This is a genomic window from Streptomyces sp. NPDC048172 (genome assembly GCF_043202595.1).
Classification (GTDB): domain Bacteria; phylum Actinomycetota; class Actinomycetes; order Streptomycetales; family Streptomycetaceae; genus Streptomyces.
The window spans coordinates 348,939-374,894 of the sequence record NZ_JBIDAT010000002.1 but is presented as its reverse complement, the minus strand read 5'-3'; the positions used below and the strand labels follow the sequence as shown (position 1 = coordinate 374,894).

Sequence of the window (25,956 nt, the reverse complement as noted above, 5' to 3'; positions counted from 1 at the left end):
ATGCTACGGCCAGGCATATGGGTCAGCGCACTCCCTCCGACAGCGTCCGTGGGAGGATCGGGGGAGTCAATGCAGACGGATGGAAGGTAGATCGTGGCTGAGCAGCTCTACGCCACCCTGAAGACGAACCAAGGCGACATCGAGGTACAGCTCTTCCCCAACCACGCGCCGAAGACGGTCAAGAACTTCGTGGAGCTCGCCGAGGGCTCCCGCGAGTGGACCCACCCGGCGACCGGCCAGAAGTCCTCGGACAAGCTGTACGACGGCACGGTCTTCCACCGGGTGATCAGCGGTTTCATGCTCCAGGGCGGCGACCCGCTGGGCAACGGCACCGGCGGCCCCGGGTACGAGTTCCAGGACGAGATCCACCCGGACCTGGCCTTCACCAAGCCGTACCTGCTGGCGATGGCCAACGCGGGCCCGGGCACCAACGGCTCGCAGTTCTTCATCACCGTCGCGCCCACGACCTGGCTGACCGGCAAGCACACCATTTTCGGTGAGGTCACCACCGAGGCGGGCAAGAAGGTCGTCGACGCGATCGGCGGCACCGCGACCAACCCGCGCACCGACCGTCCCCTGGAGGACGTGGTGATCGAGTCGGTCGTCATCGAGCGTCGCTGACCACGACCGGGAACCCTGCCGTTCCTCCCGTCCGTAGGAGGGAGTGAGCGGCGGGGTTCCGCGCGTTCGACGGGCGGACGTACGTCCGTCACAGCAGAGGGGACGGGAACCATGGAGCAGAGCGGGGGGCCGCAGGGTCCTGAGGGCAACCAGGAGGAGCGGGACACCGCGCGCTGCTACCGCCATCCCGACCGTGAGGCCAACATCTCGTGCACCCGGTGCGAGCGCCCGATCTGCCCCGAGTGCATGATCTCCGCCTCCGTCGGATTCCAGTGCCCCGAGTGCGTCAAGGGCGGGTCGGGGACCGGACACGCGGCGGACGCGAATCAGCCTCGTACGCTCGCGGGCGGCAGCCTCGCGGCGGACCCCCGGCTCGTCACGAAGATCCTGCTGGGGCTCAACGTCGCGGTGTTCGTCGCCGTCATGATCCAGGGCGACCGGCTGCTGGACGAGCTGCTGCTCTTCGGCCAGGCGACCACCGAGCCGTACGGGCCGCTGGAGGGCGTCGCGGAGGGGCAGTGGTACCGGCTGCTGACCTCGATGTTCCTGCACCAGGAGATCTGGCACATCCTGATGAACATGCTGGGGCTGTGGTTCCTGGGCCCGCCGCTGGAGGCGGCGCTGGGCCGGGCCCGGTTCACCGGCCTGTATCTGCTCTCCGGGCTCGCGGGCGGCGCGCTCACGTACATGGTGGCGGCGCCGCAGCAGGCGTCGCTGGGCGCCTCGGGCGCGATCTTCGGCCTCTTCGGCGCGACGGCGGTCCTGATGCGGCGGCTGCGCTACGACATGCGGCCGATCCTGGTCCTGCTGGCGATCAACCTGCTCTTCACGTTCACCTGGAGCAACATCTCCTGGGAGGCCCACGTCGGCGGGCTCGTCGCGGGCGCCGCGCTGGCCTACGCGCTGGTGCACGCGCCCCGCGAGAAGCGGACGCTGGTGCAGTACGGCGCGTTCGGGGCGATGCTGCTGATCGTCGTCGTGATGTGCGTCGTACGGACGGCGCAGCTCGCGTGATCAAGCGCCCCCCGAAGCGCTCCCCTGAGTTGTCCACAGCGTGCTCAGGATCTTGTGCATAGCGTAGGAGGCGTGCACTGCACTCGCTCAGGCGTCCGTTTTCCCTGGAAAACGGGGGTGACCGGGCCTTCCGTGGCGGCCCGCCCGGTCACATCGGCGTCAACACCCGGAAAGTTATCCACAGATCTTGTGAGTTTTCCAAGGCTGTGGATCAGCCTGTGGATAACTCGGCGCCGCGGACGGAGCGGGCGCTATTTCCACTGGGTGGAGACCACGAACCCCGTCGCGATGAAGCCGAACCCGACCACGATGTTCCAGTTGCCGAGGGCGTCGATGGGCAGCGAACTGTCCGTGACGTAGAACACCACGATCCAGGCCAGGCCGATGCCGAACATGGCCAGCATCAGCGGGGCCACCCAGCGGCGGCCACCGCTGCCGCGGCCCAGATCGATCTGGGTCGCCTTCTTCTCGGACGGGGGCGAGAAGTCGTCCTTCTTGCGGATCCGTGACTTCGGCACGAGAGACTCTCCTGTCGATGCGCTTCGTGACCGCGCTGGGGGCTCGGGGACCTGTGGCCTTCTGGTGGTCCGTTAGCGTAGTGCTTCCCCGGCGCTGAGGGAGACAAGGGTACGGTGACCAGATCGCTCTTCCGGCCTGCGCGGCTGGCCGCACTCGGGGTGTTCGCCCTGGCCGGACTCATCTTCTGGGTCAGCTTCAACACCGCGCAAGGGACGAACATCCGCAGCGACGATTCGATGCTGCGCCTCTCCGACCTGATCCAGGAGCGCAGCCGCAAGAACGAGGCGCTCGACAGCTCGGCCGCCTCCCTCCGCCGCCAGGTCGACGGCCTCGCGCAGCGCGACGACGGCAGCACCTCGGCGCAGAAGCGGGAGCTCGGCGACCTGGAGAAGGCCGCGGGCACCCGCAAGGTCTCCGGCTCCGGGCTGAGCGTCACGCTCGACGACGCCCCGACCAACGCGACGGCGAAGGTCCCCGGGCTCCCCGACCCCGAGCCCAACGACCTCGTGATCCACCAGCAGGACCTCCAGGCCGTGGTCAACGCCCTGTGGAAGGGCGGCGCCAAGGGCATCAAGATCATGGACCAGCGGCTGATCTCGACCAGCGCCGTGCGCTGCGTCGGCAACACCCTGATCCTCCAGGGCCGGGTCTACTCGCCGCCGTACAAGATCACCGCCGTCGGCGACCCGGGCAAGCTCAGCGAGACGCTCGACTCCGCGCCCGCGATCAAGAACTACATGGAGTACGTGGACGCCTACGGCCTCGGCTGGAAAGTCGACGAGCACAAGGCGGTGACTCTTCCCGGCTACTCCGGCACAGTGGATCTCCAGCACGCCAAGCCCCTGGAGTGAGCGAGTGCGGTAGTGACGTTACGAGCGGTCGTCCGAAGCGTCAGCGAACTGTGCATCACCATCGGCGTCCTGATCGTCCTGTTCGTTGTCTATCTCCTCTACTGGACGGGGATACGCGCCGACAACGCCTCGGACGGCGAGATCGAACGCCTCCAGGACAGCTGGGCCCAGGGCCCCGTCGGGCAGGACGGCTCGAAGGGCTCGAATGGCTCGGAGGACACGGCGAACACCGCCGCCGGAGACCCCGGCTCCCGCGCGTACGAGGACGGGAAGTCGTTCGCCGTGATGTACATCCCGCGCTTCGGCCGCGACTGGTCACGCCCCGTCCTCCAGAACACCGCCGAGGGCACCCTGCGCAAGGGCCTCGGCCACTACCCCCGCACCTCCCGCCTCGGTGAGAAGGGCAACTTCGCCGTCGCCGGGCACCGGCGCACGTACGGCGACCCGTTCAAGGACTTCCCGGCGCTCCGCCCCGGCGATCCGGTCGTGGTGACCGACGGCCGCACCTGGTACACGTACACCGTCACCCGGCGCCCCTACCGGACGCTGCCCAGTGACACCGGTGTCCTCGACACGGTGCCCGAGCCGCTCGACCCCGCAGCGGCGCCCTTCCGCGAAGCCGGTCGTTACCTCACTCTTACGACCTGTGATCCAGAGTGGGGCAGCAGCCACCGGCTCATCGCCTGGGCGCGTCTGGACGGCACCCGTCCGGCCGCTGAGGGGAAGCCGGCCGCGCTGCGCCGGTGACGCCGTAGTCTGGGACGGGACAGAGAGAAAGGACGGCACCGAGGGATGTACGGCTGGATCTGGCGGCACCTGCCGGGCAACGCCATCGTGCGTGCGCTGATTTCGCTGGTGCTCGTGGCCGGGGTCGTCTTCCTGCTGTTCCAGTACGTGTTCCCGTGGGCGGAGCCCCTGCTGCCGTTCAACAACGTCACCGTGGACGGAGCCTGAAGGTCATGACCGCGCGCATCCTGGTCGTGGACAACTACGACAGCTTCGTCTTCAACCTCGTCCAGTACCTCTACCAACTCGGCGCCGAGTGCGAGGTCGTCCGCAACGACGAGGTCGAACTCGGCCACGCCGACGCGGGCTTCGACGGCGTCCTCCTCTCGCCGGGCCCCGGCACCCCCGAGCAGGCCGGGGTCTGCGTCGAGATGGTCCGGCACTGCGCGGCGCGCGGCCTGCCCGTCTTCGGGGTCTGCCTGGGGATGCAGTCGATGGCCGTGGCGTACGGCGGAGTCGTCGAGCGCGCCCCCGAACTGCTGCACGGCAAGACCTCCTCCGTCGCCCACGAGGGCGCCGGGGTCTTCGCCGGGCTGCCCTCCCCCTTCACCGCGACCCGCTACCACTCCCTCGCCGTCCGCCCGGACACGGTGCCGGACGAGCTGACCGTGACCGCCTGGACGGACGGCGGCCTGGTGATGGGCGTCCGCCACCGCGAACTGGCCGTCGAGGGCGTCCAGTTCCACCCGGAGTCCGTGCTCACCGAGTGGGGCCACCGGATGCTGGCGAACTGGCTGATCGAGTGCGGGGACGCCGGGGCGATGGACCGCTCCGGACATCTCACGGGGGTCGCGCGGGCGGTCGGTCTGGGGACGGTCACGGGGTGACGGCCGTGCGCCCGGAGAACGAGGGTGCGTACGGGGATCCTTACGGCGAGCCTTACGGAGGCGACCCGTACGGAGCGGATCCGTATCGCGTCCCCGACCCCGCCGGGCAGTACGACCCGCACGGAGACCCGTACAGCGACCAGTACCGCGCGGTCGTGGACGGCCTCCACGACCCCCTCACGGACCCCCTGCCGGGCCAGCAGCCGCAGCAGCCCCAGCAGTACGCGCAGCCGCAGCCCCAGCAGTACCAGGAGCCTCAGCAGCCGTACGAGCAGCAGTACGGGCAGCAGTACGACCAGTACCCGCAGCCCCAGCAGTACGAGCAGCCGTACCAGCAGCCGTATCAGCAGCCCTACGAGCCCTACGAGGCGTACGAGGCGCCGCCCGAGCCCGACCGGCGGACGATGGGGCTGCGGCAGCCGCGCGCCGAGGAGCTGGCGCGGCGCCGGCAGCAGCAGTACCAGCAGGCGCCCGTACCGCCGCCCCGCGTCGATACCCCCCGTGCCGAGCGGCCCTCGGGGCCCACGCGGCTGGAGCGGCTGCGGGCCGAGCGGGCGAAGAAGCCGGGGCCGGGGATCATAGCCAGCCGTTTCATCGGCGAGGTCTTCATCACCTTCGGCGTGCTGATGCTGCTCTTCGTGGCGTACCAGCTCTGGTGGACGAACATCCGTGCGGGCCAGCAGGCCGGGGGCGCCGCCTCGGACCTCCAGGAGCAGTGGGGCGACGGCAAGGCGAAGGCGGCGAAGAAGGGGGTGGACCCGGCGCGCAAGGCGGGCGCGTTCAAGCCCGGCGAGGGCTTCGCGATCATCCACATCCCGAAGATCGGCATCAAGGCGCCGATCGCCGAGGGCGTCTCCAAGAGCGCCGTGCTCGACAAGGGCATGGTCGGGCACTACGGCGAGAAGCCCCTGAAGACGGCGATGCCCTGGGACAAGAAGGGCAACTTCTCGCTCGCCGCGCACCGCAACACCCACGGCGAACCGTTCCGGTACATCAACAAGCTGGAGGCGGGCGACCAGGTCGTCGTCGAGACCGAGAGCACGTACTACACGTACAAGGTCACCCGTCAGCTCCCCTCCACGTCCCCGTCCAATACGAGCGTGATCGACCCGGTTCCTGAGCAGTCCGGCTTCCGCAAGCCGGGCCGCTACGTCACGCTGACCACCTGTACCCCGGAATTCACGTCGAAGTACCGTCTGATCGTCTGGGGCAAAATGATGGACGAGCGTCCGCGCGACAAGGGGAAACCGGACGCTCTCGTCGACTGACCGAGGGCCGGTCGGCGGCTGAGCGGCAGCGGAGACGGGCGGTACGCGGTGACAGGGACCAGGCAGGACGAGCGGGCCTCGGCACCGGCGGACGGCGAACCCACCCCGGGGAAGAAGGGGTCAGGAGGAGGCCGGAGCCGGACGGCCATGGCCGTCGGGATCCTCGGCGAGCTGCTCATCACGGCGGGCCTCGTGCTCGCCCTCTTCGTGGTCTATTCACTGTGGTGGACGAATGTGCTCGCGGATCGTGAGGCGAAGCGCGAGGGCGACAAGGTCAGGGACCACTGGGCGCAGGACCGGGGCCCCGGCGGGCTCGACACCAAGGACGGCATCGGCTTCCTGCACGTCCCGTCGATGACCTCGGACGACATCCTGGTGAAGAAGGGCACGGACCCCAAGGAGCTCAACCAGGGCATCGCGGGGTACTACACCGAGCCGGTGAAGTCGGCCCTCCCCCAGGACCAGTCGGGCAATTTCTCGCTGGCCGCGCACCGCGACGGGCACGGCGCCAAGTTCCACAGGATCGACAAGATCGACAAGGGGGACCCGGTCGTCTTCGAGACGAAGAACACCTGGTTCGTCTACAAGGTCTACGCGATCCTGCCGCAGACCTCGAAGTTCAACGTGAACGTCCTGGACGACGTCCCGAAGGAGTCCGGCAAGAAGAAGGCCGGACGCTACATCACGCTGACGACCTGCACACCGGTCTACACCTCGCGCTACCGGTACGTCGTCTGGGGCGAGCTGGTCCGCACCGCCGACGTCGACGAGAAGCGGACCCCGCCGAAGGAGCTCCGCTAAACGGGTCAGCTGAACGGGTCAGGGGCGCCCCTGACGGGACGCCCCTGGAGAACCCTCGTCACGGGCCGCTCAGTCGCCGCCCCAGCCGCCGTGGTCACCGCCGTGGCCGCCGCCGAAGAGGCCGCCGCCCTCGTCCCCGCCGTCGCCCTCGTCGGGACCGGCCGGGCGGGTGACGATGTCGACCTTGTCGCCCTTCTTGCCCTCGGTGTTGGCGCCCGGGTTGGTCGAGACGACGATCGCCTCGTCCTCCTGCGGGCCCATGATGTTGCCCACGGCGAACCCGGCGTCCTCCATCGCGCCCTTCGCGTCACCCAGCTTCTGGTTGGTGACGTCCGGGACGGTCGCGGGCTCGTCGTCGGGAGCCTTGGCCACGGTGAGGGTGACCTCGGTGCCCTCGGTGTGCTTGGTGTTGGCCTCGGGGCTCATGCTCAGCACCGTGCCCGCGGGCTTGGAGCCGTCGTCCTTCTCCTCCTTGGCCACCTTGAAGCCCTCGCCGACCAGCTGCGTCTCGGCCTCGGCGTAGCTCTTGCCGACGACGTCCGGCACGGTGGGCCGGGACTCGGCGGCCACGGTGAGGGTGACGGTCGAGCCCTTGGGGGCCTTCTCGTCGCCGCCGGGCGACTGCGCGGTGACCGTGCCCGCGGGCTCGGACGAGGACTCCTGGCGCTTCTTGGCGACCTTGAAGCCCGCCTCGCTCAGCTCCTGCTTGGCGTCGGCGAAGATCTTGCCCTCGACGTCGGGGACGCTGCGGGGCGCCGCGTCCTTGGAGCCCTTCGACATCAGGAGGGTGACCGTGCTGTCCCGCTCGACCTCCTTGCCCGCCGCCGGATCCGTCCGGCAGACGGTGCCCTTCTTCTTCTCGCAGAAGACCTTCTTGCCCTCGGTCCCCTTGAGGCTGGAGTTCTGCATGTTCTTCTTGGCCTCGGTGAGCGAGAGCCCCGCCACGTTCGGCACCTCGGGCTTGTCCGAGGGGTTGCTCAGCAGCGCCTTGCCCACGAAGACCGCGCCGACCAGCACCAGGATCAGGGCGAGGATCAGCAGGATCGTCGAGACGCGGCTCTTGCGGGGCGCTCCCCGGCGGCCGCGCGGCTCGTCGTAGTAGCCCCCGTCCTCGGCGCGCATGGGCGGCAGCATCGAGGTCTGCGGGTCCTGCGGGCGCAGCGCGGCGGTGGGCTGGTCGTCGGGGTAGCCGCCGTAGCCGACGGCGCCCATCGCGGCGGTGGCGGCGACGGGCTGGCCGTCGAGGCACGCCTCGATGTCGGCGCGCATCTCGTCGGCCGACTGATAGCGGTAATCCGGGTCCTTGACCAGGGCCTTCATCACGATCGCGTCCATCTCGGACGTGATCTCGGGATCGAAGGCGCTGGGCGGCTGGGCCTCCTCGCGGACGTGCTGGTACGCGACCGCGACCGGGGAGTCGCCGACGAACGGCGGCCGTACGGTCAGCAGCTCGTACAGCAGACAGCCCGTGGAGTAGAGGTCGGAGCGGGAGTCGACGGACTCGCCCTTGGCCTGCTCGGGCGAGAGGTACTGCGCGGTGCCGATCACGGCGGAGGTCTGCGTCATGGTCATGCCGGAGTCGCCCATGGCGCGGGCGATGCCGAAGTCCATCACCTTGACCTGGCCGTTGCGCGTCAGCATGACGTTCGCGGGCTTGATGTCGCGGTGCACGATGCCGTTGCGGTGGCTGTACTCCAGCGCCTGGAGGATGCCGACGCACATCTCCATCGACCGCTCGGGCAGCAGCTTGCGCCCGGAGTGGAGCAGCTCACGGAGGGTCGAGCCGTCGACGTACTCCATCACGATGTACGGGATGGAGACGCCGGGGTTGCCGGGGGCGTCCTCGACCATGTCCTCGCCGGTGTCGTACACGGCGACGATGGCGGGGTGGTTGAGCGAGGCGGCCGACTGGGCTTCGCGGCGGAAGCGGGCCTGGAACGACGGGTCGCGGGCGAGGTCGACGCGGAGCGTCTTCACCGCGACCGTACGGCCCAGCCGGGTGTCCTGGGCGAGATAGACCTCGGCCATTCCTCCCCGGCCGAGCACCGAGCCCAGCTCGTACCGGCCGCCGAGGCGACGCGGCTCTTCCATAGTCTCCAGCCCTCTCCGGTCTTCCGTGCCGCGGCGCGTGGTGAACGTCCGGGCTACGACACGGCGGTGTGCTGCTCGGCATACGGTACCCGCCGTCCCGGCGGGCCTGGTGCGGCCATGGTGACGGACGTCACCACCGCGGTCGTACGTGCGTCACTGCTTCCCGTCGAGGACGGCCTGCATCACGGCCTTCGCCACGGGCGCCGCCAGCTTGCCGCCCGCGATGTCGCTGCGAAGTGTGTCCGAGCTCTCCACTACGACAGCGACGGCGACCGGTGAGCCGTCACCGTCCTTCGCGTAGGAGATGAACCAGGCGTACGGGTTGTCCTTGTTGTTCTCGCCGTGCTGCGCGGTACCGGTCTTGCCGCCCACCGTGACGCCGGGGATCTCGCCCGGCTTGCCGGTGCCCTCCTTCACGACGGTCTCCATGCCGTCCTGGAGCTTCTGGGCGTTCTCCGGGGAGACCGCCTGGCTCAGCTCCTTGGGCTTGGTCTGCTCGACGACGTTGAGGTTGGGCGCGACGAGCTGGTCGACCATGTAGGGCTTCATGAGCTTGCCGTCGTTGGCGATGGCGGCGGCGACCATGGCCATCTGCAGCGGGGTGGCGCGGTTCGATGCCTGGCCGATGCCCGCCTGGGCGTTCTGCGGGCGGTTGTCCTTGGGGTAGATGCTCTGCGCCGGGCGGACCGGGGTGTCCTGCGAGTCGTCGTCGAGGTCGCGGTTGAAGCCGAACTTCTCGGCCTGGTCCATCATGTCCTCGTTGCCGAGCTTGTCGCTCATCTTCGCGAAGACGGTGTTGCACGACCACTGGAGCGCGACCCGGACGGAGGCGTCCTTGCAGGCCGGGTTGTTGCCCTCGTTGCCCAACTCGCTGGAGGACTGCGGCAGCTTGTACGGGACCTCGGAGTCGGTCTTGCCGTCGAGGTCGTAGTCGCCGCTCTCCAGGCCCGCCGCCGCGGTGACGACCTTGAAGGTCGAACCGGGCGGGTAGGTCTGGCGCAGGGCCCGGTTGAGCGTCGGGTCGTCCGCGTTGTTCTTCTTCTGCAGCCCGTTGAACGCCTTGCTGTCCTCCTCGCCCATCCCGGCGAACGTCGAGGGGTCGTAGGAGGGCTTGTTGGCGAGGGCCAGGATCGCGCCGGTCTTCGGGTTGATCGCCGCGACGGCGCCCTTGCTGTCACCGAGCGCGTCGTAGGCGGCCTTCTGCGCCTTGGCGTTCAGCGTCGTGACGACGTTGCCGCCCTTCTGCTGCTTGCCGGTGAGCATGTCGATGGTGCGGTTGAAGAAGAGCCGGTCGTCGTTGCCGGTGAGGATCGGGTCGTACAGCTTCTCCAGCTGGTTGGCGCCGAACGCCTGCGAGGCGTATCCCGTTATGGGCGACCAGAGCTTGCCGTTCTTGTACGTCCGCTTGTACTTGAAGTCGACGACCTTGCCCTTGACCTCGGTCGAGCCCGTGACGGACTTGCCGTCGACGATGATGTTGCCCCGGGGCTGGGAGTAGCGCTCGATGGCGACCCGGCGGTTCTTCGGGTGCTCCTTCAGCTCGTCGGCCTGGACGAACTGGATCCAGTTGTCGCGGATCAGCAGGGCCAGGGTGAGCAGGCCGCAGAAGATCGCGATGCGGCGCAGCGGCTTGTTCACGAAGGACGCACCACCTGGGTCATCTCGGCGTCGGGTGAGGGAGCTGGTGAGGGCGCTGGGCGCCGGGCCGTGTCGCTGATCTTCAACAGGATCGCGATGAGGGCCCAGTTGGCGACCACGGACGAACCACCTTGCGCGATGAAGGGCATCGTCATGCCCGTCAGCGGGATGAGGCCCATCACGCCGCCCGCCACGATGAAGACCTGGAGGCCGAACGCGGAGGCGAGGCCCACGGCGAGGAGCTTGCCGAAGGGGTCACGGGCCGCCAGCGCCGTACGGATGCCGCGCTCGCAGATCAGTCCGTACAGCAGCAGGATCGCCATCACGCCGCACAGGCCGAGCTCTTCGCCGACGGTGCCGAAGATGTAGTCGCTCTTGGCGGCGAAGCCGATGAGGCGGGAGTAGCCCTGGCCGAGTCCGGAGCCCAGCGTGCCGCCGGAGCCGAAGGCCCACAGCGCCTGCATCGGCTGCTCGGAGCCGTCCTTGAAGGCCTGCATGGGGTCGAGCCAGTCGTTGACACGGCCCTGGACGTGCGGCTCGAAGCTGGCGACGGCCACGGCGCCGACGACGGACATCGTCAGACCGAAGACGATCCAGCTCGTGCGTTCCGTCGCGACGTACAGCATCACGACGAAGAGGCCGAAGAAGAGCAGCGAGGTGCCCAGGTCGGTCTCGAAGACGAGGATCATCAGGCTGATCGCCCAGACCGCGATGATCGGGCCCAGGTCGCGGCCGCGCGGGAGGTACATCCCCATGAAGCGGCGCGAGGCGAGCGCGAGCGCGTCCCGCTTGACCATGAGATAGCCCGCGAAGAAGACCGCGAGGATGATCTTCGCGAACTCGCCCGGCTGGAGCGAGCCGACGCCGGGGATGGTGATCCAGATCTTCGCGCCGTTCTTGGCCGGGAAGAAGATCGGGGCCGCCAGCAGGACCAGCGCCACCGCCATCGAGATGTAGGTGTAGCGCTGCAGGATGCGGTGGTCCTTGAGGAAGACCAGCACCATCACGAAGAGCGCCACGGCGAGCGTGGACCACATCAGCTGGGTCGGTGCCGCAGGGCCGCCCGTCGCGTCGGTGGTGACGGCGGGCTCCTGGTCGAGCCGCCAGATCAGCACCAGCCCGAGCCCGTTGAGGAGCGTGGCGATGGGCAGCATCAGCGGGTCGGCGTACGGCGCCCAGCGGCGTACGACGAGGTGCGCGACGCCCGCGAGCAGGCCGAGCCCCAGGCCGTAGCCGAGCATCCCGGCGGGGAGCGAGTCCTCCTTGGCCAGGCCCACGTTGGCGTAGGCGAAGACCGGGATCAGCACCGCGAAGACGAGCATCGCCAGCTCGGTGTTGCGGCGGCTCGGCAGGCCGCCGGAGGACACCGTGGTATTGCTGCCGGTGTTGGTGAGATTGCTGCTCATGCCTGTGCTGCCCCCTACGGCGCGGTGCACTGCTTGGCGAGCTCCTGCTGTTTCTCCGTGAGCCGGGGGCCGGGTGACGGAGAGCCGGAGCTGTCGCTCGCGCGCGTGCTGTCGTGGTTGGAGCCGGACGTGAGTGCTGAGGCGAACATCAGCTGGGTCGTGGTGCCGGTACCGGTACCGGTACCGGTACCGGCACCGGTGCCTGTGCCCGTGCTGCTGTTCGTCCCGGTGCCCTGTCCGTCGCTCTTCCTGCCCGCGTCCCCGGGCCTGTTCTGCTCTTCCCTGCTCGTCGCGCTGTCCCGGTCGCCCTTGCCGCCCTTGCCGCCCTTGTCACCCTTGCCGGGCTTCTCCGGCTTCTTGGGCTGCTGCTTCTGCTCCGCGACGATCTTGCAGACCTCGGCCTGGGCGCCCAGTTCCTTGATCTTGTCCTCGGCCTCGCCCTTGCTGTTGAGCGCGATGGTCTCCTGGACCTGCTTGCGCTGGAACAGCGGGAGGTACTTGAGTTCGATCTCGGGGCGGTCCTGGTACACGTCGTTCAGCTTGACGCCCGCCAGCTCCTGGCTGATGCCGCGGTAGAGCGCGACGTGCTCGTCGTTGGACCCCACGTAGTACTGGGACTGCGTCCAGGTCCAGCCCCCGTAGAGCCCGCCGCCGACCACGGCCAGGGCCACCGCGATCCACAGGGAGCGCTTGACCCAGCGGCGCTTGCCGCCGGGCTTGGTGAAGTCCTCGTCGGTGTACGGCCCGAAGGCGCCCGCGGGGGAGGCCATGCCCGGGTCGCTGCCGGGCGGCCCGAAGCCCTCCGGCGCGCCCCCGTCCGGCCCGTGCTGCGGCGGCACGCCCTGGGCCGCGCCTCTGCCGAGCTCCGCGGCGCGCGCCGCGGGGGTGCGCAGCGTGCCGGGGTCGCCGCCCAGCGGCTGCTGGTTCTCGGCGACGGCGCCGACGATGACCGGGGTGTCGTTGAGCTGCCCGGCCAGGCTGTCGTCGTGCTCGACGTCGAGGACGTCGGCCACGATGCAGGTGATGTTGTCGGGACCGCCGCCGCGCAGCGCGAGCTGGATCAGGTCCTGGACGGTCTCCTGCGGCCCCTGGTAGCTGGCGAGCGTGTCCTCCAGCGTCTGCTCCGAGACGACGCCCGAGAGCCCGTCCGAGCAGAGCAGATAGCGGTCGCCCGCGCGGACCTCGCGGATCGAGAGGTCCGGCTCGACGTGGTCGCCGCTGCCCAGCGCGCGCATCAGCAGCGAGCGCTGCGGGTGCGTCGTGGCCTCTTCCTCGGTGATCCGGCCCTCGTCCACCAGCCGCTGCACCCAGGTGTGGTCCTGGGTGATCTGCGAGATCTGCCCGTCGCGCAGCAGGTACGCGCGGGAGTCGCCGACGTGCACGAGCCCGAGCCGCTGGCCCGTCCACAGCAGGGCGGTGAGCGTGGTGCCCATGCCCTCCAGCTGCGGGTCCTCCTCGACCATGAGGCGGAGCTGATCGTTGGCGCGCTGCACGGCGGTGCCGAGGGAGGTGAGGATGTCGGACCCGGGAATGTCCTCGTCCAGCTGGACCATCGCGGAGATCACCTCGGACGAGGCGACCTCTCCGGCGGCCTGGCCGCCCATCCCGTCGGCGACCGCGAGCAGCCGTGGACCGGCGTAGCCCGAGTCCTCGTTGTGCTCGCGGATCATGCCGTCGTGTGATCCGGCGGCAAAGCGCAGTGACAGGCTCATGCGCACCTCGCCCGTCGGCTCCGGGTACATCCGCACGGTGCCCACCCTCCGGTCGTCATGTCGGTACTACTTCCGCAGCTCGATGACCGTCTTGCCGATACGGATCGGCGCTCCGGGCGGGATCGGCGTCGGTGTGGTGAGCCGGGTCCTGTCGAGATACGTGCCGTTGGTCGACCCGAGGTCCTCGACGATCCACTGGCCGTCACGGTCCGGGTAGATCCTGGCATGCCTGCTGGACGCGTAGTCGTCGTCCAGCACGATCGTGGAATCGTGCGCGCGGCCGAGCGAGATCGTCTGCCCCTGGAGGGCGACGGTCGTCCCGGTCAGCGAGCCTTCGGACACGACCAGCTTGGTGGGCGCGTTGCGCCCGCCGCCGCGCTGGCGGCGGCGGTCCTGCTGGGGCCGCTGCTGCTGCGCCTGCCGCTGCTGCGGGCGCTGGCCCTCGGCGCGGCGCGCGGCACGCTGGGTCACGCGGGTGCCGAACAGGTCACTCCTGATGACCTGGACGGACACGATGACGAACAGCCACAGTACGGCCAGAAACCCCAACCGCATGACCGTGAGGGTCAGCTCTGACATTGCCCCCGCTTCACCCTTCGGCTTGCCGGTAAATGATCGTGGTGCTGCCCACGACAACGCGTGAGCCGTCGCGGAGCGTAGCGCGCGTGGTGTGCTGTCCGTCTACCACGATTCCGTTTGTGGAGCCCAGATCCTGGATCGAGGGCGGATTTCCGGCCCGGATCTCGCAATGACGGCGCGAGACACCGGGGTCGTCGATGCGTACGTCGGCCTCGGTGCTGCGCCCCAGGACCAGGGTGGGCCCGGAGATCTGGTGCCGTGTGCCGTTGATCTCGATCCAGCGCCGTGTCTGGGCGCCCGGCAGCGGACCGCCCGCGCCGGGAGCGTACGCCGGCGGGGCGGAGGGGGCCGCGGGTGCGGAGGGGGGACGGGGAGGGTAACCGCCCACCGTCGGACCCGCTCCGGGCGCGCCACCGGGCCCCGCGGGGCCTCCCTGGCCGCCGGGGCTTCCGGGGCCGCCAGGACCGCTGGGGCCGCCAGGACCGCCGGGTCCCCCGGGGCCGCCGCGCGGCGGCTGCTGCGAGGTGCTGGACGCGAGGGTGCGGCTGCGCACGCGGTAGAGGCCCGTGTCGAGGTCCTCCGCCTTCTCCAGGTGGACCTTGATGGGGCCCATGAAGGTGTAGCGCTGCTGCTTCGCGTAGTCACGGACCATGCCCGAGAGTTCGTCGCCGAGCTGCCCCGAGTAGGGGCTGAGGCGCTCGTAGTCGGGAGCGCTCAGCTCGACGATGAAGTCGTTGGGCACGACCGTCCGCTCACGGTTCCAGATGGTGGCGTTGTTGTCGCATTCGCGTTGGAGGGCGCCCGCGATCTCCACGGGCTGCACTTCGGACTTGAACACCTTCGCGAAGGTGCCGTTGACGAGACCTTCGAGTCGCTGCTCGAAGCGCTTCAGAACTCCCACGGTGCACCTCCTTCCCAGATGCCCTCGGACCTAGTGCGTCCGCGGTGCGTCTCCCAGTGTCTCCCGGGCGCGCGCACGCCGCGTCTGCGGTACTGCTTACTGATCGTATCCACGCGCGGGGAAAACGACTGGTTCCCTGCTGGGGCCCTGTGCCCAAGTGTTGCCCCTCACAGTGCGCCGGACCACGCTCCACACCTTCGCATGGATCGTAGGGGCGCTGTGCCGAGTGTCTCCCAGGGCCTTCGAATACGGATGTGAGTCCACCCCCCGCACCGTGCTAATCTTCTGGATGTCGGCAGGCGCCCGCACCGGTACCTCCGACTCACCCATTGCGCGGGTGGCGGAATAGGCAGACGCGCTGGATTCAGGTTCCAGTGTCCGAAAGGACGTGGGGGTTCAACTCCCCCCTCGCGCACCACAGAGAAGCCCCTCCGATCAGCGGAAACGTTGAGTGGAGGGGCTTCTTTCGTATCCGCTCGCACAGCCGCCCCGCGGTCACGCAGAGCAGTGGCCGCGTGACGGTCCGCCCGGGCGGTGCTCAACGCGGTCGGACGGCGCGGGAGTTCACCCGCGTGCGCCGGACGGGTGTCCCGGTGCCAGGAGGTAACCGGGCGGCTACGCGTCGGCCACGAGCCCTTCGCGGCCCGTTCCGCACCCGGTTCCGGTGGGCCTGGACGGCCCTCGGCCAGCTTCGTGGCCGGAAAGCGGCGGCCTGTCGCGGCCGTCCACCGCTCCGTACCGGCCGGCGCGGAGGAGACGGTCGTCACGGTGCCGGAGGCGGAACCGCCGCTTTTCCGTACGACCGGGACGCCGCGGCGTCCGGAGCCGCGCTCCGGGGCCGCCGTCAAGTGCCGTACGGGGCCGGGCGCTTCGACGGAGCGCCGTCGTCCGGCGCCGCGGCGGACCGTAGCGCCCGTAGCGCCCGTGGCTCCGTAGCGCCCGTGGCTCCCGTAGGGCCCGTAGCGCCCATAGCTCTCCGTGGCACCGGGGTCACTCCTCCCCGCCGACCCCCGCGAGCCGCAGCACCGCCGTCACGAGGCGGTCGAGGTCGTCGGTGGCGGCGGCGTCGCTCTCGTCCGTGCCGTCGGACATCAGCAGATAGCGCTGCTCGATCCCGTCCAGCCCCGCCAGGAAGAAGCGGGCGACGACCAGGGGGTCCTCGGCCGGGGTCCGGCCCGAGCGCGCCGCCGTCTCGGTGAGCAGCGAGGCCGCCGTCTCCTCCATCCTCCGCTGGAAGTCCCGCAGCACCTCGCGCAGCTCGGGCGAGCGCAGCGCGTACGTGGACAGCTCGGTGTGCAGCAGGCTGCGCCGGGGCTGCTCGCGCATGCCCTCCCACAGTGCCCCCGCCATCCGCCTGATCGACCGCTCGAAGGTGTCGTCGGAGTGCGCCGCGCCCCGGACGCGGTCGACGAGCTCGCCGGTCATGTGCTCGATGACGGCGCGGTAGAGGTCCTGCTTGGAGCCGAAGACGTAGTGCACCGTCGCCTGCGCGACGCCCAGCTCCGCGGCGATGGCGCGGGTGCTCCCGGCCTCGACGCCCTCGCGGGCCATGAGGTCGATGGCGGCCTGGACGAGTTGCGGACGCCGCTCGGCGGCGGAGATGTGGGCCATGGGGTCAGAGTAGCGATACGAGTGAGCGACCTTGTCTCTTGACTTGGTCGAGTGACTAAGTCGTGCGTACAGTGTCCGGGATCCGTTCCGCGCGCATCTGTACGGAGGCGTCCCTCATGGCCACTGCCCTCTACCGACTGGCCCGGTGGTGCCATCGCCGCCGCACGGCCGTCCTCACCCTCTGGCTCGCCCTCCTCCTCGCCCTCGGCGGCGCCGCGGCCGCGTGGGCGGGGCAGACCAGCGACGAGTTCCGGGTCCCCGGCACCGAGGCGCAGCGCACGCTGGACCGCATCCAGGACGAGCTGCCCTCCTACGCGCACGCCTCGGGCCAGGTCGTCTTCGACGCGGGGAAGGGCAGGAGCCTGGCCACCCCCGAGGCCCGTGCCGCGGTCGGCGAGGCCGTACGGGAGATGGGGAAGGCCGACGGGGTCGGCTCGGTCGCCGAGCCGTTCGAGGCGAAGACCGTCTCGCGGGACGGGCGGATCGCCCTCGCGCAGGTCGTCTTCGACACCAAGGCCGCCGACCTCGGCGACGGGCCGAAGGACGCCGTGCGCGACGCGGCCACCGGGCCCGCGCGGGACGCCGGGCTCGACGTCGAATTCGGCGGCGACGCCTATACGCCCGCCGTGCAGGTCGACGGCGGCGAGGCGATCGGGGTCGCCGTCGCGGTCGTCGTGCTGCTCATCACCTTCGGCTCGCTGATCGCCGCCGGGCTGCCGATCGCCACCGCGTTCATCGGCGTCGGGGTCGGCATGGCGGGGCTGCTGGCCCTCACCGGGCCCTTCGAGATCATCTCCACCGCGCCCGTGCTGGCCCTGATGATCGGCATGGCCGTCGGCATCGACTACGCCCTGTTCATCGTCTCCCGCCACCGGCAGAACCTCGCCGAGGGCATGGAGCCCGGCGAGGCCGCGGCCCGCGCCAACGGCACGGCGGGCAGCGCCGTCGTCTTCGCGGGCGCCACCGTCGTCGTCGCGCTCGCGGGGCTCGCGGTGGCCGGGGTGCCGTTCCTCACGGTGATGGGCCTCGCGGCGGCGGGTGCCGTGGTCGTCGCCGTACTGGTCGCGGTCACGCTCGTCCCGGCGCTGCTGGGGTACGCGGGACGGCGGCTGACCCCGAAGGCCCGTCGGACCTCGGGGAAGGAGGGGAAGCAGCGGAGCGGTGACCCCCTCGGCACGCGCTGGGCCCGGTTCGTCACGCGGCGCCCCGTGCTCGTCCTGCTCGCGTGCCTGGTCGGCGTCGGCGTGCTGGCCGTACCGGCGAAGGACCTGCGGCTGGGGCTGCCCAGCGCGGGCTCGCACGCGGAGGACAGCGGGCCGCGTCAGGCGTACGACCTGGTCAGCGAGGGTTTCGGGGAGGGCGTCAACGGGCCGCTCGTCGTCGTCCTGGACGCGAAGGACGCGAAGGACGCGAAGGACGCGAAGGACGCGAAGGACGCGAAGGACGCGAAGGACGCGGAGAAGGCCGAACGGCCGCGGCGCGCGGTCGGCGGCTTCGCGCGGGAGATCGAGGAGCTGCCGGGGGTCGCGGCCGTCCTGCCGCCGTCGTTCGACAAGGGCGGCACCCTCGCGGCCGTACCCGTGATCCCGGAGGCCGGGCCCGACGCGCGGGCCACCGCCGACCTCGTCGACGAGCTGCGCGACCAGCGCGGCAAGGCCCGCGCCGCCGGGATGGAGCTGGACGTCACCGGCACGACGGCGGCCAACATCGACGTGTCACGGAAGCTGGGCGACGCGCTGCCGCCGTTCCTGCTGGTGATCGTGGGGATCTCGCTGCTGCTGCTCGGCGTCGCGTTCCGCTCGGTGCTCGTCCCGCTCAAGGCGGTCGTCGGCTTCCTGCTGAGCGTCGCCGCCTCGCTGGGCGCGGTCGTCGCCGTCTACCAGTGGGGCTGGCTGAACGACCTGATCCCCGTCGCGCGCACCGGGCCCGTCGTCAGCTTCCTGCCGATCCTGCTCATCGGGGTGCTGTTCGGGCTGGCGATGGACTACCAGCTCTTCCTCGTCTCCCGGATGAAGGAGGAACGCGCGCACGGCGCGGCCCCGCGCGACGCCGTCGTGACGGGCTTCGGCAACGGGGCCCGGGTGGTGACGGCCGCCGCGCTGATCATGATCGCGGTCTTCGGCAGCTTCGCCTTCGGCCACGACCCGATCGTCCAGCCCATCGGCTTCGCGCTCGCGGTCGGCGTGATCATCGACGCCTTCCTCGTACGGATGGCGCTGGTGCCCGCCGTGATGGCGCTGCTGGGCCGGGCCGCGTGGTGGTTCCCCGGCTGGCTGGGGCGGATCGTGCCGCACGTGGACATGGAGGGCGAGAAGCTCGCGGCCTCTCCGGAGCCGGAGCACGGACAGGAGGAGCGGGCTCCGGATTCCGTCCCCGTACGGGGCTGAGCGCCCCGCCCCCGGCGCCCGGACCCCGGCCCCCGGGCCCCGGACATGCGGAAGCCCCGTACGCCGTATCGCGTACGGGGCTTGCGCGCGGCGGTCTGCGGACCGGCGTCAGGCCGCGAGGCCGGCCGCCAGGGACTTGCCGTGGGCCGCCGCCTCCTCGTGGGCGCGGGCGCGGGACTCGCGGGCGACGTCGACCAGGTGCGCCATGGCCGGGTTGCCCTCCGCGAGGGTCAGCTCGGGGACGACGAAGCGGAGGTCGAGGCCGAAGCCGCCCTCGCCGAGGACCTTGGCCAGGTAGGTCTGGACGAACTCGAAGCTCTCGCGCGGGGTGCCCGGGCCGTAGCCGCCGCCGCGGCTGGCGATGACGGTGGCGGGCTTGCCCTTGGTGGTGGTCGCCTCGGTGCCGGAGGTGCGGCCCATGATGATGGTGTGGTCCAGCCACGCCTTCAGCGTGGAGGGGATCGTGTAGTTGTACATCGGAGCGCCGATGAGCACGGCGTCCGCCTGCTCCAGCTCCGTGGCGAGCTCGTGCCGCAGGCGGAACGCCTCGGCCTGCTCGGGGGTGTGCTGCTCGGGGGCGATGAAGCCCGCGACGGCGGACAGGCCGTCCAGGTGCGGCAGCGGGTTCGCCGCGAGGTCGCGATGGATCACCGTGCCGCCCGGGTGCTGCTCCTCCCATGCCTTGCGGAAGGACGCCGCGACGTCGCGCGAGACAGAACCTTCCGGTCCGTAGAGGGACGAATCAACGTGCAGCAGCGTGGCCATGAAGAGGCTCCTTGACGTTCGTAAGCAGGGGAAGTTTCTTACTCAACTAGTGATAACACAGGTACTTACTTTTTTGCATCCCCTTGCGCCGGAGCAGTACGCTGAGGCCATGACAGAGCTTCGGGAACGGCCTCATGAGCGCTCTCCTGGGCATGCCTGCGCGGAGCCCGAGCACGGGATCACCCGCGTCTTCCATCTCCTGGGGAAGCGCTGGACCGGCCTGATCCTCGCCGCCCTGATGAACGGGCCGGGCCACTTCGCCGAGCTGCGCCGCTCGGTGTCCGGCATCAGCGAGCGGATGCTCTCCGACCGGCTGACCGAGCTGGCCGCCCTCGGCCTGGTGACCCGCACCGTCGAGGAGGGCCCGCCGCTGCGGGTGAGCTACGGGCTCACGGATGCCGGGTACGCGCTGCGGCCGGCGATGGTCGAGCTGACCCGCTGGGCCGACGGTCACCTGCCGGAGACGGGCGCCGCCTGCCCGAAGGAGTTTCAGGGCTGAAGGTCCTGGTCCCGCCCGGCGCGCACCGCGCGGGCGGGCACGAGGGGGGATAGATGAATTCTACACGTATAGCCGCGGACGCTTCCGCGCGCATTCCGTCGGTCGAGGGCTTCGCCGCCTGGCCGCGCACCGGATCGCCCAAGCGCGCCGGGAAGGCGCTGCGCGAGCGGGTGCCGCGCGCCGAGCACGCGCGCTTCACGCCCGCCGACCGGCGCCCCGACCCCGTCGACGCGGTCCGCGCCTCGAACGAGGGGCGGCTGCCCGCGCTCACCCCGATCCGGGTCGGGCGGATGGCGGCCACCCCGTTCGCGTTCCTGCGCGGCGCCGCCGGGCTGATGGCGTACGACCTCGCGCACGGCACCCCCGCCACCGGGCTCCCCGCACAGCTGTGCGGGGACGCGCACGCCGCGAACTTCGGCCTCTACGGCGACGCCCGCGGCGGCCTCGTCATCGACCTCAACGACTTCGACGAGACCGCCACGGGCCCCTGGGAGTGGGACCTCAAGCGGCTCGCCGCCTCCCATGTGCTGGCCGGGCGCGAGGCGGGCGCCGACGAGGACACCTGCCGCGCCGCCGCGCGCGACGCCGCCGGGGCCTACCGCCGCACCATGCGGCTGCTGGCGAAGATGCCCGTCGCCGAGGCGTGGAACGCGATCGCCGACGAGGAGCTCGTCTCCCACACCCACGCCCGCGACCTGCTCGGCACCCTGGAGCGGGTCAGCGAGAAGGCCCGCCGCAACACCAGCGCCCGCTTCGCCGCCAAGGCCACCGAGGAGCGCGCCGACGGCGGACGCGCGTTCGTCGACGCGCCGCCCGTGCTGCGCCGCGTGCCGGACGCGGAGGCCGCCGCCGTCACCGCCTCGCTCGGCGGCCCCGGCGGCTATCTGGACACGCTGCCCGACGACCGGCTGCCGCTGCTGGCCCGCTTCTCCGTGCAGGACGTCGCGTTCCGCGTCGTCGGCACCGGCAGCGTCGGCGCGCGCTCGTACGTCGTGCTGCTGCTCGACCACCGCGGCGAGCCGCTCGTCCTCCAGGTGAAGGAGGCCCGCGCCTCCGCGCTGCTGCCGCACGTGGCGGACGCCGGGTTCCCGCAGGGGGCGGTCGCGCACGAGGGGCGGCGCGTGGTGCGCGGCCAGAAGCGGATGCAGGTCGTCTCCGACGTGCTGCTCGGCTGGACGACGGTGGACGGACCCGACGGCGCGCGGCCGTACCAGGTACGGCAGTTCCGCAACCGGAAGGGCAGCGTCGACCCCGCCGCGCTCGCCGCCGACCAGGTCGACGACTACGCGCGCATGACCGGCGCCCTCCTCGCCCGCGCCCACTCGCACAGCGCCGACCCGCGCGCCGTCGCCGGGTACGGGGGGAAGGGCGAGGAACTGGACGAGGCGGTCGCCGCGTTCGCCGTCGCCTACGCGGACCGTACGGAGGCCGACCACGGGGCGCTCGTGCAGGCCGTGCGCGCCGGGCGGATCCCCGCCGAGCTGGGCGTCTGAGCTGAGGTGAGCGCCGGGGGCCGCAGGCCGTAGGGTGGAGCCGATGAACGCCACCCCTGACGCGGCCCCCGGCAGTGAGGCCCCCGGCGAGGCCACCGGCAGTGCGGCCACCGGCAGCGAGCGGCTGGAGAAGGCGGTGCGGGCCGCCGAGGCCGCGCTGATCGAGTACGAGATCGCGGTCGAGACGTTCCGCATCGAGGTCGAGAACTTCTCCCGCCTCCACCACCAGCGCCTCGGCCCCATGTACACGCGGCTCGACGAACTCGACGCGCAGATCGCCGAGGCGGTCGCGGCGAGCACGGGCGACCCGGAGGACATCCGCAAGGCCGAGGAGGCCCGCGGCCTGGTGCTGCCGATGCCGCAGGTCGAGGAGTTGTTCGGCGGCTGGATCGACTCCGACGGCATGCCGCCCGAGGCGCAGGCCATGCTGAACGAGCAGCCGGTGCGCCCGCCCGGCCGGGTCCGCCCCAGCGAGGAGACCCGCAAGGCCTACCGCGAGCTGGTCCGCAAGGCCCACCCCGACCTGGCGCAGGACGACGCCGAGCGGGAGCGCCGCGAGTCCTTCATGGCCCGCGTCAACAAGGCGTACGCCGACGGGGATCTGGAGACGCTCACCGCCCTCGCCGAGGAGTGGGAGGCGGGCCCGCTGCCGGAGCCCGTCGCCGAACTCCTGCGCAGCGAGGAGCTGTACGCGCGCCTGGAGTGGCTCGCGCGCCGCAAGGAGATGCTCGCCGCGCGCGCCGCCGAGCTGGAGGAGAGCGCCATAGGCGCGATGCTGCGGATGGCGCCCGACGACCCCGACAAGCTGCTGGACGAGATCGCCGAGGAGCTCCTCGGCAAGGTGGCCGAACGCGAGCGGGAGCTCGCGCGGCTGACAGAGGCGAAGTGAGGCTGAACTCGTGAACTCCCTTCAGGTGCCCGTGGTCGATGTCGCCTCGGTGCCCGCCGACGGGCTGCTGCTGGACGTCCGCGAGGACGACGAGTGGGCGGCGGGGCGCGCCGAGGGCGCGCTGCACATCCCCATGAGCGACTTCGTCGCGCGCATGGGCGAGCTGACGGAGCGCGCGGAGGGCGGTGACCGCGTCTACGTGGTCTGCCGGGTCGGCGGGCGCTCGGCTCAGGTCGCCGCGTACCTGCTCCAGCAGGGGGTGGACGCCGTGAACGTGGACGGGGGCATGATCGCCTGGGAGCAGGCGGGACGTCCGCTGGTCGGCGACACGGAATCGCCCTCCGTCGTCTAGGTCCGTGTCCGGCGGATCATGGTTGCCCTCTGCCGTGGCCGCTGGGCAGGGGCTGCCCCTGCCTGTCCGTCGCAGACCGCGGGTCGTGGACGGTTGCTCGCGCAGTTCCCCGCGCCCCTGACGGGGCGCTCCGCTGACGGGCGTTGCGGGGAGTGCCCTCAAGGGGCGCGGGGAACTGCGCGACAAACCACGACGACGGCCGCGGTCTGCAATGCACAGGACGGGGCAGCCCCTGCCCAGCCCCGGGATGGGGGTGACCAGGAGCCGCCGGACACGGCCTAGCCCGGCGCCTCCGCGGCCAGGAGGTCGCCCAGGTGTTCCTCGTGCTGGGCGGCGGGGCCCGCCGTGAGTTCCAGCTGCTTGGCCCAGGCGTGGTAGCGGTGCAGGGTGTTGTCGGTGTCGGCGCCCGCGCCGCCGTGCAGGTGCTGAGCCGTCTGCGCCACCCGGCGCACCCCCTCCGACGCCCAGATCTTGGCCACCGCCACGTCCACGGGGGACAGCCGCCAGGCCGCCTGCCAGAGGGTGGCCTCCATCGCGCGCAGGTCGATGTAGCGGTCGGCGGCCTGGACGGCCACGGCCTGGAACGTCGCGAGGGGATGCCCGAACTGCTCGCGCTCGCCCACGTACGCGCTCGTCATCTCCAGCACCCGCGTGCCCAGTCCGAGCGCCTGCGCGCAGGTGCCCGTCGTCAGCAGGCGGGCCAGATGGCCCGCGGCCTCCGGGTGCGTGACGAGGCGGTCGTCGGGCACGCGGACGGAGTCCAGGCGGAGTTCGGCGTACCGCTCCCCGTTCGTGGACGTCTGCTCGGCGAGGGCGACGCCGGGGTCCGAGGGTGCGACGAGCGCGAGCACCGCCCGCCCTTCGGGCGTACGGGCCGGGACGGCGGCCAGGTCGCAGGTGGGGGCCCAGGGGACGGCGGTCTGGACGCCGTCGAGCAGCGTTCCCTCTGCCTCCGCCGACTGCCGTGCCTCGACCGCGTGTTCGGGCGGCTCGTGGCCCGTACGACCGTGCGCCGCTGCGGTGAGGGCCAGTTCGCCGCGTGCGACGCGGGGCAGCAGCGCGGCGCGCGTCGGCCCGTCGGCGTACGCCGCGAGGGTGAGCGCGACCGCGCCGGTCTCCAGCAGCGGGACGCGCGCGAGGACCTTCGCCGACTCGCGCAGCGCCAGGCAGAGCGCGAGCGCGTCGAGGCCCGCGCCGCCGTGCTCCTCGGGCACGGTGAGGCCGAGGACGTCCGCGTCGGCGAGGCGGGCCCACAGCCTGCGGTCGAAGTCGTCGGCCACCGGGCGTCCGGCGGGCCCGTGCTGGGGGCTCGGCACGTCGTCGGGGGAGACGCCGGAGAAGACGCCCCGGGCCGCCTCGCGGGCGGCCTCCTGCTCCTCGGTGAAGGTGAAGTCCACTGCGCGTTCCTCCGTCTTCTCCGACCCCTGGCTGGCTCCGGGATTCTGATGGTGCGTCAGATTACTGTCGGGGGGCGGGCTTTGCCAGAGCGCGCGCGCCGGTCGCTGTACGGGCGTGTCCTCCCGACGGCGCGGCAGGAGGGCGTACGGGCTCCGCCGTCTGGTGGCGGGCCGTACTCCGGAGTTTGCGGGCTTTCCCGTACGCGCGCTGCGGGTGGGCGCGGTGCAGACGCTCCCTGCCACCTGCGCGGGGATGGACCGCATATGCCCACGGGACGGGCGGGGCCGACGGGGTCGCGCGGCGGGGCGGTTGTCAGTGCGTGATCCCTCACGCAGGGTGTCATCTCACCCCTGCGGAGAGCCCTCCGGTACGAGGAGGCCGGCGGGTACCCGCAGCGGAAGGCGCCAGCGGACGCGTGGGGACGCGTGGGGGACGGGACGGGCAGCGCGGTCGTACGGGCGTACAGGCGTACGGCCGTGCGTGCGCGTGCGGACGGAGGGGGTAACAGCGCATGGCAGCTTCCACGACGACGGGCATGCGGTGGGCGGTACCGCAGAGCCTGGGGGGACGGTTCGCGGGGGAGGTGGGCGTCGCGTCGCACGCCGACGGCCGCCTGCACGTCTTCCACCGGGGCGAGGACGGCACGCTCCGCAGCAGCTGGCAGAACCGGGACCTGAGCTGGACCCGGGACCGCGAACTGGTGCCCGAGGCGCGCACCGCCGGTTCGCCCGCGGCCGTCCGGGGGAGGGACGGCCGTATCCATGTGTGCTGGCGGGACGGCGAGAACCGGCTGATGCGCGTACGGCAGCACGAGGTCAACGGCGCCTTCGGGCCGCCCGCGCCCCTCACCACGGGCCTCAACAGCGACCCGGTGCTGACGCTGAACGCCAACGGCCGCATCTCGGTCTTCTACACCGGGATCGAGGGCTCGCTCTGGGAGGCCCGCCAGTCCGGCCTGGACTCCTACGACTGGAACACGCCCGTCAGCCTCGGCGGCTGGGCCAGGGGCCGCCCCGCCGCCGCGCGCGCGGGCGACGGCCGGGTCTCGGTCGTCCACATCGGCCGGGACGACGAGGCGTGGGCCAACACCCAGAAGGGGCCCGACGCCACCGAGTGGGAGGGCTTCGCGCGCGTCGCGGGCGGCGTACGGGACGGGCTGCACGTCCTCCCCGACTGCAACGGCCATCTGGACGTGCACTACCGGGGCGAGCGGGGCGAGTCCCGCTGGTTCGGCCAGGTCACCGGCTACGGCGGCTTCTCCACCACCACGTACGGGCTCAACGAGCACCTCGTCGGAACGCCGCGTTCCGCGCTGGCCTGCGACGGGCGCCAGCACGTCTTCGCGCGCGGCGCGCACGGACGGTTGCTGACGGCTGCGCAGCAGCGCCCCGGCTCGCTGGAGTACGGGGAGTTCGCGGAACTCACCTCGGGTGCCGACGACGACCCCGTACCGGCACTCGGCCGCGACGGCCGTCTCTTCGTCTTCTACCGGGGCGAGGACGGCGCGCTCTGGTACGTGAACCAGGAGTTCGGCTAGAGACCCACTCG

General features: G+C 71.3%; 24 protein-coding genes and 1 tRNA gene. 15 read left to right on the top strand and 10 right to left on the bottom strand.

Annotated elements, in window-relative coordinates; genetic code table 11:
* Window positions 1–93: 93 nt before the first annotated feature.
* Both ACGF3A_RS10250 and ACGF3A_RS10245 read left to right on the top strand, forming a co-directional pair.
* Window positions 94–621, top strand: a complete 528-nt coding sequence (locus ACGF3A_RS10250) for a peptidylprolyl isomerase (RefSeq protein ID WP_393727867.1) — start codon at window positions 94–96, stop codon at window positions 619–621.
* A 111-nt stretch (window positions 622–732) separates the two neighbouring features.
* Window positions 733–1,635 carry a rhomboid family intramembrane serine protease gene (locus ACGF3A_RS10245; RefSeq protein WP_393727865.1) on the top strand — a complete coding sequence of 301 codons (903 nt, stop codon included), beginning with the start codon at window positions 733–735 and terminating at the stop codon, window positions 1,633–1,635.
* Window positions 1,636–1,886: 251 nt separating this feature from the next.
* Here ACGF3A_RS10245 and crgA read toward each other — a convergent pair whose 3' ends face one another.
* A complete protein-coding gene (crgA, locus tag ACGF3A_RS10240) occupies window positions 1,887–2,153 on the bottom strand; it encodes a cell division protein CrgA (protein WP_393727863.1) in 267 nt (88 codons plus the stop codon).
* Window positions 2,154–2,267: 114 nt separating this feature from the next.
* Between crgA and ACGF3A_RS10235 the strand changes: the two genes are divergently transcribed.
* From ACGF3A_RS10235 to ACGF3A_RS10210, 6 genes are read left to right on the top strand one after another with little or no spacing between them, the layout of a single operon-like run.
* Window positions 2,268–3,005, top strand: coding sequence for a DUF881 domain-containing protein (locus ACGF3A_RS10235; protein ID WP_393727861.1), 738 nt, complete (start codon window positions 2,268–2,270; stop codon window positions 3,003–3,005).
* A gap of 12 nt (window positions 3,006–3,017) precedes the next feature.
* Entirely contained in the window at window positions 3,018–3,752 is a 735-nt protein-coding gene (locus ACGF3A_RS10230; RefSeq protein WP_393727859.1) for a class E sortase, read from the top strand.
* A gap of 45 nt (window positions 3,753–3,797) precedes the next feature.
* On the top strand, window positions 3,798–3,959 hold the full coding sequence (locus tag ACGF3A_RS10225) for a hypothetical protein (RefSeq protein ID WP_393727857.1): 162 nt from the start codon (window positions 3,798–3,800) through the stop codon (window positions 3,957–3,959).
* A gap of 5 nt (window positions 3,960–3,964) precedes the next feature.
* Window positions 3,965–4,618 (top strand): aminodeoxychorismate/anthranilate synthase component II, encoded by a 654-nt coding sequence (locus ACGF3A_RS10220; RefSeq protein WP_393727855.1) that lies wholly within the window; start codon window positions 3,965–3,967, stop codon window positions 4,616–4,618.
* Window positions 4,615–5,886: a class E sortase gene (locus ACGF3A_RS10215; RefSeq protein WP_393727853.1), complete on the top strand. Its 1,272-nt coding sequence runs from the start codon at window positions 4,615–4,617 to the stop codon at window positions 5,884–5,886. The genes ACGF3A_RS10220 and ACGF3A_RS10215 overlap by 4 nt, the downstream gene beginning before the upstream one ends.
* Before the next feature lie 48 nt (window positions 5,887–5,934).
* Entirely contained in the window at window positions 5,935–6,687 is a 753-nt protein-coding gene (locus ACGF3A_RS10210; RefSeq protein ID WP_393727851.1) for a class E sortase, read from the top strand.
* A gap of 69 nt (window positions 6,688–6,756) precedes the next feature.
* On the opposite strand, the gene pknB is transcribed toward ACGF3A_RS10210, so the two are convergent.
* From pknB to ACGF3A_RS10180, 6 genes are all read right to left on the bottom strand, one after another.
* Window positions 6,757–8,778, bottom strand: coding sequence for a Stk1 family PASTA domain-containing Ser/Thr kinase (pknB, locus tag ACGF3A_RS10205; RefSeq protein WP_393727849.1), 2,022 nt, complete (start codon window positions 8,776–8,778; stop codon window positions 6,757–6,759).
* 153 nt (window positions 8,779–8,931) lie between these two features.
* Window positions 8,932–10,416, bottom strand: coding sequence for a peptidoglycan D,D-transpeptidase FtsI family protein (locus ACGF3A_RS10200; RefSeq protein ID WP_393727847.1), 1,485 nt, complete (start codon window positions 10,414–10,416; stop codon window positions 8,932–8,934).
* Window positions 10,413–11,822 carry an FtsW/RodA/SpoVE family cell cycle protein gene (locus ACGF3A_RS10195; RefSeq protein ID WP_393727845.1) on the bottom strand — a complete coding sequence of 470 codons (1,410 nt, stop codon included), beginning with the start codon at window positions 11,820–11,822 and terminating at the stop codon, window positions 10,413–10,415. The genes ACGF3A_RS10200 and ACGF3A_RS10195 overlap by 4 nt, the downstream gene beginning before the upstream one ends.
* 14 nt (window positions 11,823–11,836) lie before the next feature.
* Window positions 11,837–13,564, bottom strand: coding sequence for a Stp1/IreP family PP2C-type Ser/Thr phosphatase (locus ACGF3A_RS10190; protein ID WP_393729074.1), 1,728 nt, complete (start codon window positions 13,562–13,564; stop codon window positions 11,837–11,839).
* Between the two features lie 36 nt (window positions 13,565–13,600).
* On the bottom strand, window positions 13,601–14,113 hold the full coding sequence (locus ACGF3A_RS10185) for an FHA domain-containing protein (RefSeq protein WP_393727843.1): 513 nt from the start codon (window positions 14,111–14,113) through the stop codon (window positions 13,601–13,603).
* A 10-nt stretch (window positions 14,114–14,123) separates the two neighbouring features.
* Window positions 14,124–15,014: an FhaA domain-containing protein gene (locus ACGF3A_RS10180; protein WP_393727841.1), complete on the bottom strand. Its 891-nt coding sequence runs from the start codon at window positions 15,012–15,014 to the stop codon at window positions 14,124–14,126.
* Between the two features lie 331 nt (window positions 15,015–15,345).
* Here ACGF3A_RS10180 and ACGF3A_RS10175 point away from each other — a divergent pair.
* A tRNA-Leu gene (locus ACGF3A_RS10175) sits at window positions 15,346–15,432 on the top strand.
* 572 nt (window positions 15,433–16,004) lie between these two features.
* Here the strand turns inward: ACGF3A_RS10175 and ACGF3A_RS10170 are convergent.
* On the bottom strand, window positions 16,005–16,625 hold the full coding sequence (locus ACGF3A_RS10170) for a TetR/AcrR family transcriptional regulator (RefSeq protein WP_393727837.1): 621 nt from the start codon (window positions 16,623–16,625) through the stop codon (window positions 16,005–16,007).
* A gap of 116 nt (window positions 16,626–16,741) precedes the next feature.
* Here ACGF3A_RS10170 and ACGF3A_RS10165 point away from each other — a divergent pair, with 116 nt between their 5' ends.
* Complete coding sequence (locus tag ACGF3A_RS10165; protein ID WP_393727835.1) at window positions 16,742–19,012, top strand: MMPL family transporter; 2,271 nt, start codon at window positions 16,742–16,744, stop codon at window positions 19,010–19,012.
* A gap of 108 nt (window positions 19,013–19,120) precedes the next feature.
* Here the strand turns inward: ACGF3A_RS10165 and ACGF3A_RS10160 are convergent, their stop codons facing one another.
* A complete protein-coding gene (locus ACGF3A_RS10160) occupies window positions 19,121–19,777 on the bottom strand; it encodes an FMN-dependent NADH-azoreductase (protein WP_393727833.1) in 657 nt (218 codons plus the stop codon).
* 109 nt (window positions 19,778–19,886) lie between these two features.
* Between ACGF3A_RS10160 and ACGF3A_RS10155 the strand changes: the two genes are divergently transcribed.
* From ACGF3A_RS10155 to ACGF3A_RS10140, 4 genes are read left to right on the top strand one after another with little or no spacing between them, the layout of a single operon-like run.
* Window positions 19,887–20,276: a winged helix-turn-helix transcriptional regulator gene (locus ACGF3A_RS10155; RefSeq protein ID WP_393727831.1), complete on the top strand. Its 390-nt coding sequence runs from the start codon at window positions 19,887–19,889 to the stop codon at window positions 20,274–20,276.
* 53 nt (window positions 20,277–20,329) lie between these two features.
* The gene (locus ACGF3A_RS10150; RefSeq protein ID WP_393727829.1) at window positions 20,330–21,769 is read left to right on the top strand and encodes a DUF2252 domain-containing protein; all 1,440 of its coding nucleotides are present in this window, start codon (window positions 20,330–20,332) and stop codon (window positions 21,767–21,769) included.
* A gap of 43 nt (window positions 21,770–21,812) precedes the next feature.
* Window positions 21,813–22,658, top strand: coding sequence for a J domain-containing protein (locus tag ACGF3A_RS10145; protein ID WP_393727827.1), 846 nt, complete (start codon window positions 21,813–21,815; stop codon window positions 22,656–22,658).
* Between the two features lie 10 nt (window positions 22,659–22,668).
* Window positions 22,669–23,010, top strand: a complete 342-nt coding sequence (locus ACGF3A_RS10140; protein WP_393727825.1) for a rhodanese-like domain-containing protein — start codon at window positions 22,669–22,671, stop codon at window positions 23,008–23,010.
* Between the two features lie 278 nt (window positions 23,011–23,288).
* On the opposite strand, the gene ACGF3A_RS10135 is transcribed toward ACGF3A_RS10140, so the two are convergent.
* On the bottom strand, window positions 23,289–24,407 hold the full coding sequence (locus ACGF3A_RS10135) for an acyl-CoA dehydrogenase family protein (RefSeq protein ID WP_393727823.1): 1,119 nt from the start codon (window positions 24,405–24,407) through the stop codon (window positions 23,289–23,291).
* A 512-nt stretch (window positions 24,408–24,919) separates the two neighbouring features.
* Between ACGF3A_RS10135 and ACGF3A_RS10130 the strand changes: the two genes are divergently transcribed.
* Window positions 24,920–25,945 carry a hypothetical protein gene (locus ACGF3A_RS10130; RefSeq protein WP_393727822.1) on the top strand — a complete coding sequence of 342 codons (1,026 nt, stop codon included), beginning with the start codon at window positions 24,920–24,922 and terminating at the stop codon, window positions 25,943–25,945.
* The last annotated feature ends 11 nt before the right edge of the window (window positions 25,946–25,956 follow it).

Excerpts from the sequence above, each read along its gene's own strand:
- ACGF3A_RS10220 (WP_393727855.1), top strand. The coding sequence starts at position 3,965 with ATGACCGCGCGCATCCTGGTCGTGGACAACTACGACAGCTTCGTCTTC.
- ACGF3A_RS10150 (WP_393727829.1), top strand. The coding sequence starts at position 20,330 with ATGAATTCTACACGTATAGCCGCGGACGCTTCCGCGCGCATTCCGTCG.
- ACGF3A_RS10190 (WP_393729074.1), bottom strand. The coding sequence starts at position 13,564 with ATGTACCCGGAGCCGACGGGCGAGGTGCGCATGAGCCTGTCACTGCGC.
- ACGF3A_RS10245 (WP_393727865.1), top strand. The coding sequence starts at position 733 with ATGGAGCAGAGCGGGGGGCCGCAGGGTCCTGAGGGCAACCAGGAGGAG.
- ACGF3A_RS10130 (WP_393727822.1), top strand. The coding sequence starts at position 24,920 with ATGGCAGCTTCCACGACGACGGGCATGCGGTGGGCGGTACCGCAGAGC.
- pknB (WP_393727849.1), bottom strand. The coding sequence starts at position 8,778 with ATGGAAGAGCCGCGTCGCCTCGGCGGCCGGTACGAGCTGGGCTCGGTG.
- ACGF3A_RS10185 (WP_393727843.1), bottom strand. The coding sequence starts at position 14,113 with ATGTCAGAGCTGACCCTCACGGTCATGCGGTTGGGGTTTCTGGCCGTA.
- ACGF3A_RS10145 (WP_393727827.1), top strand. The coding sequence starts at position 21,813 with ATGAACGCCACCCCTGACGCGGCCCCCGGCAGTGAGGCCCCCGGCGAG.
- ACGF3A_RS10155 (WP_393727831.1), top strand. The coding sequence starts at position 19,887 with ATGACAGAGCTTCGGGAACGGCCTCATGAGCGCTCTCCTGGGCATGCC.
- ACGF3A_RS10165 (WP_393727835.1), top strand. The coding sequence starts at position 16,742 with ATGGCCACTGCCCTCTACCGACTGGCCCGGTGGTGCCATCGCCGCCGC.
- ACGF3A_RS10170 (WP_393727837.1), bottom strand. The coding sequence starts at position 16,625 with ATGGCCCACATCTCCGCCGCCGAGCGGCGTCCGCAACTCGTCCAGGCC.
- ACGF3A_RS10195 (WP_393727845.1), bottom strand. The coding sequence starts at position 11,822 with ATGAGCAGCAATCTCACCAACACCGGCAGCAATACCACGGTGTCCTCC.
- ACGF3A_RS10160 (WP_393727833.1), bottom strand. The coding sequence starts at position 19,777 with ATGGCCACGCTGCTGCACGTTGATTCGTCCCTCTACGGACCGGAAGGT.
- ACGF3A_RS10225 (WP_393727857.1), top strand. The coding sequence starts at position 3,798 with ATGTACGGCTGGATCTGGCGGCACCTGCCGGGCAACGCCATCGTGCGT.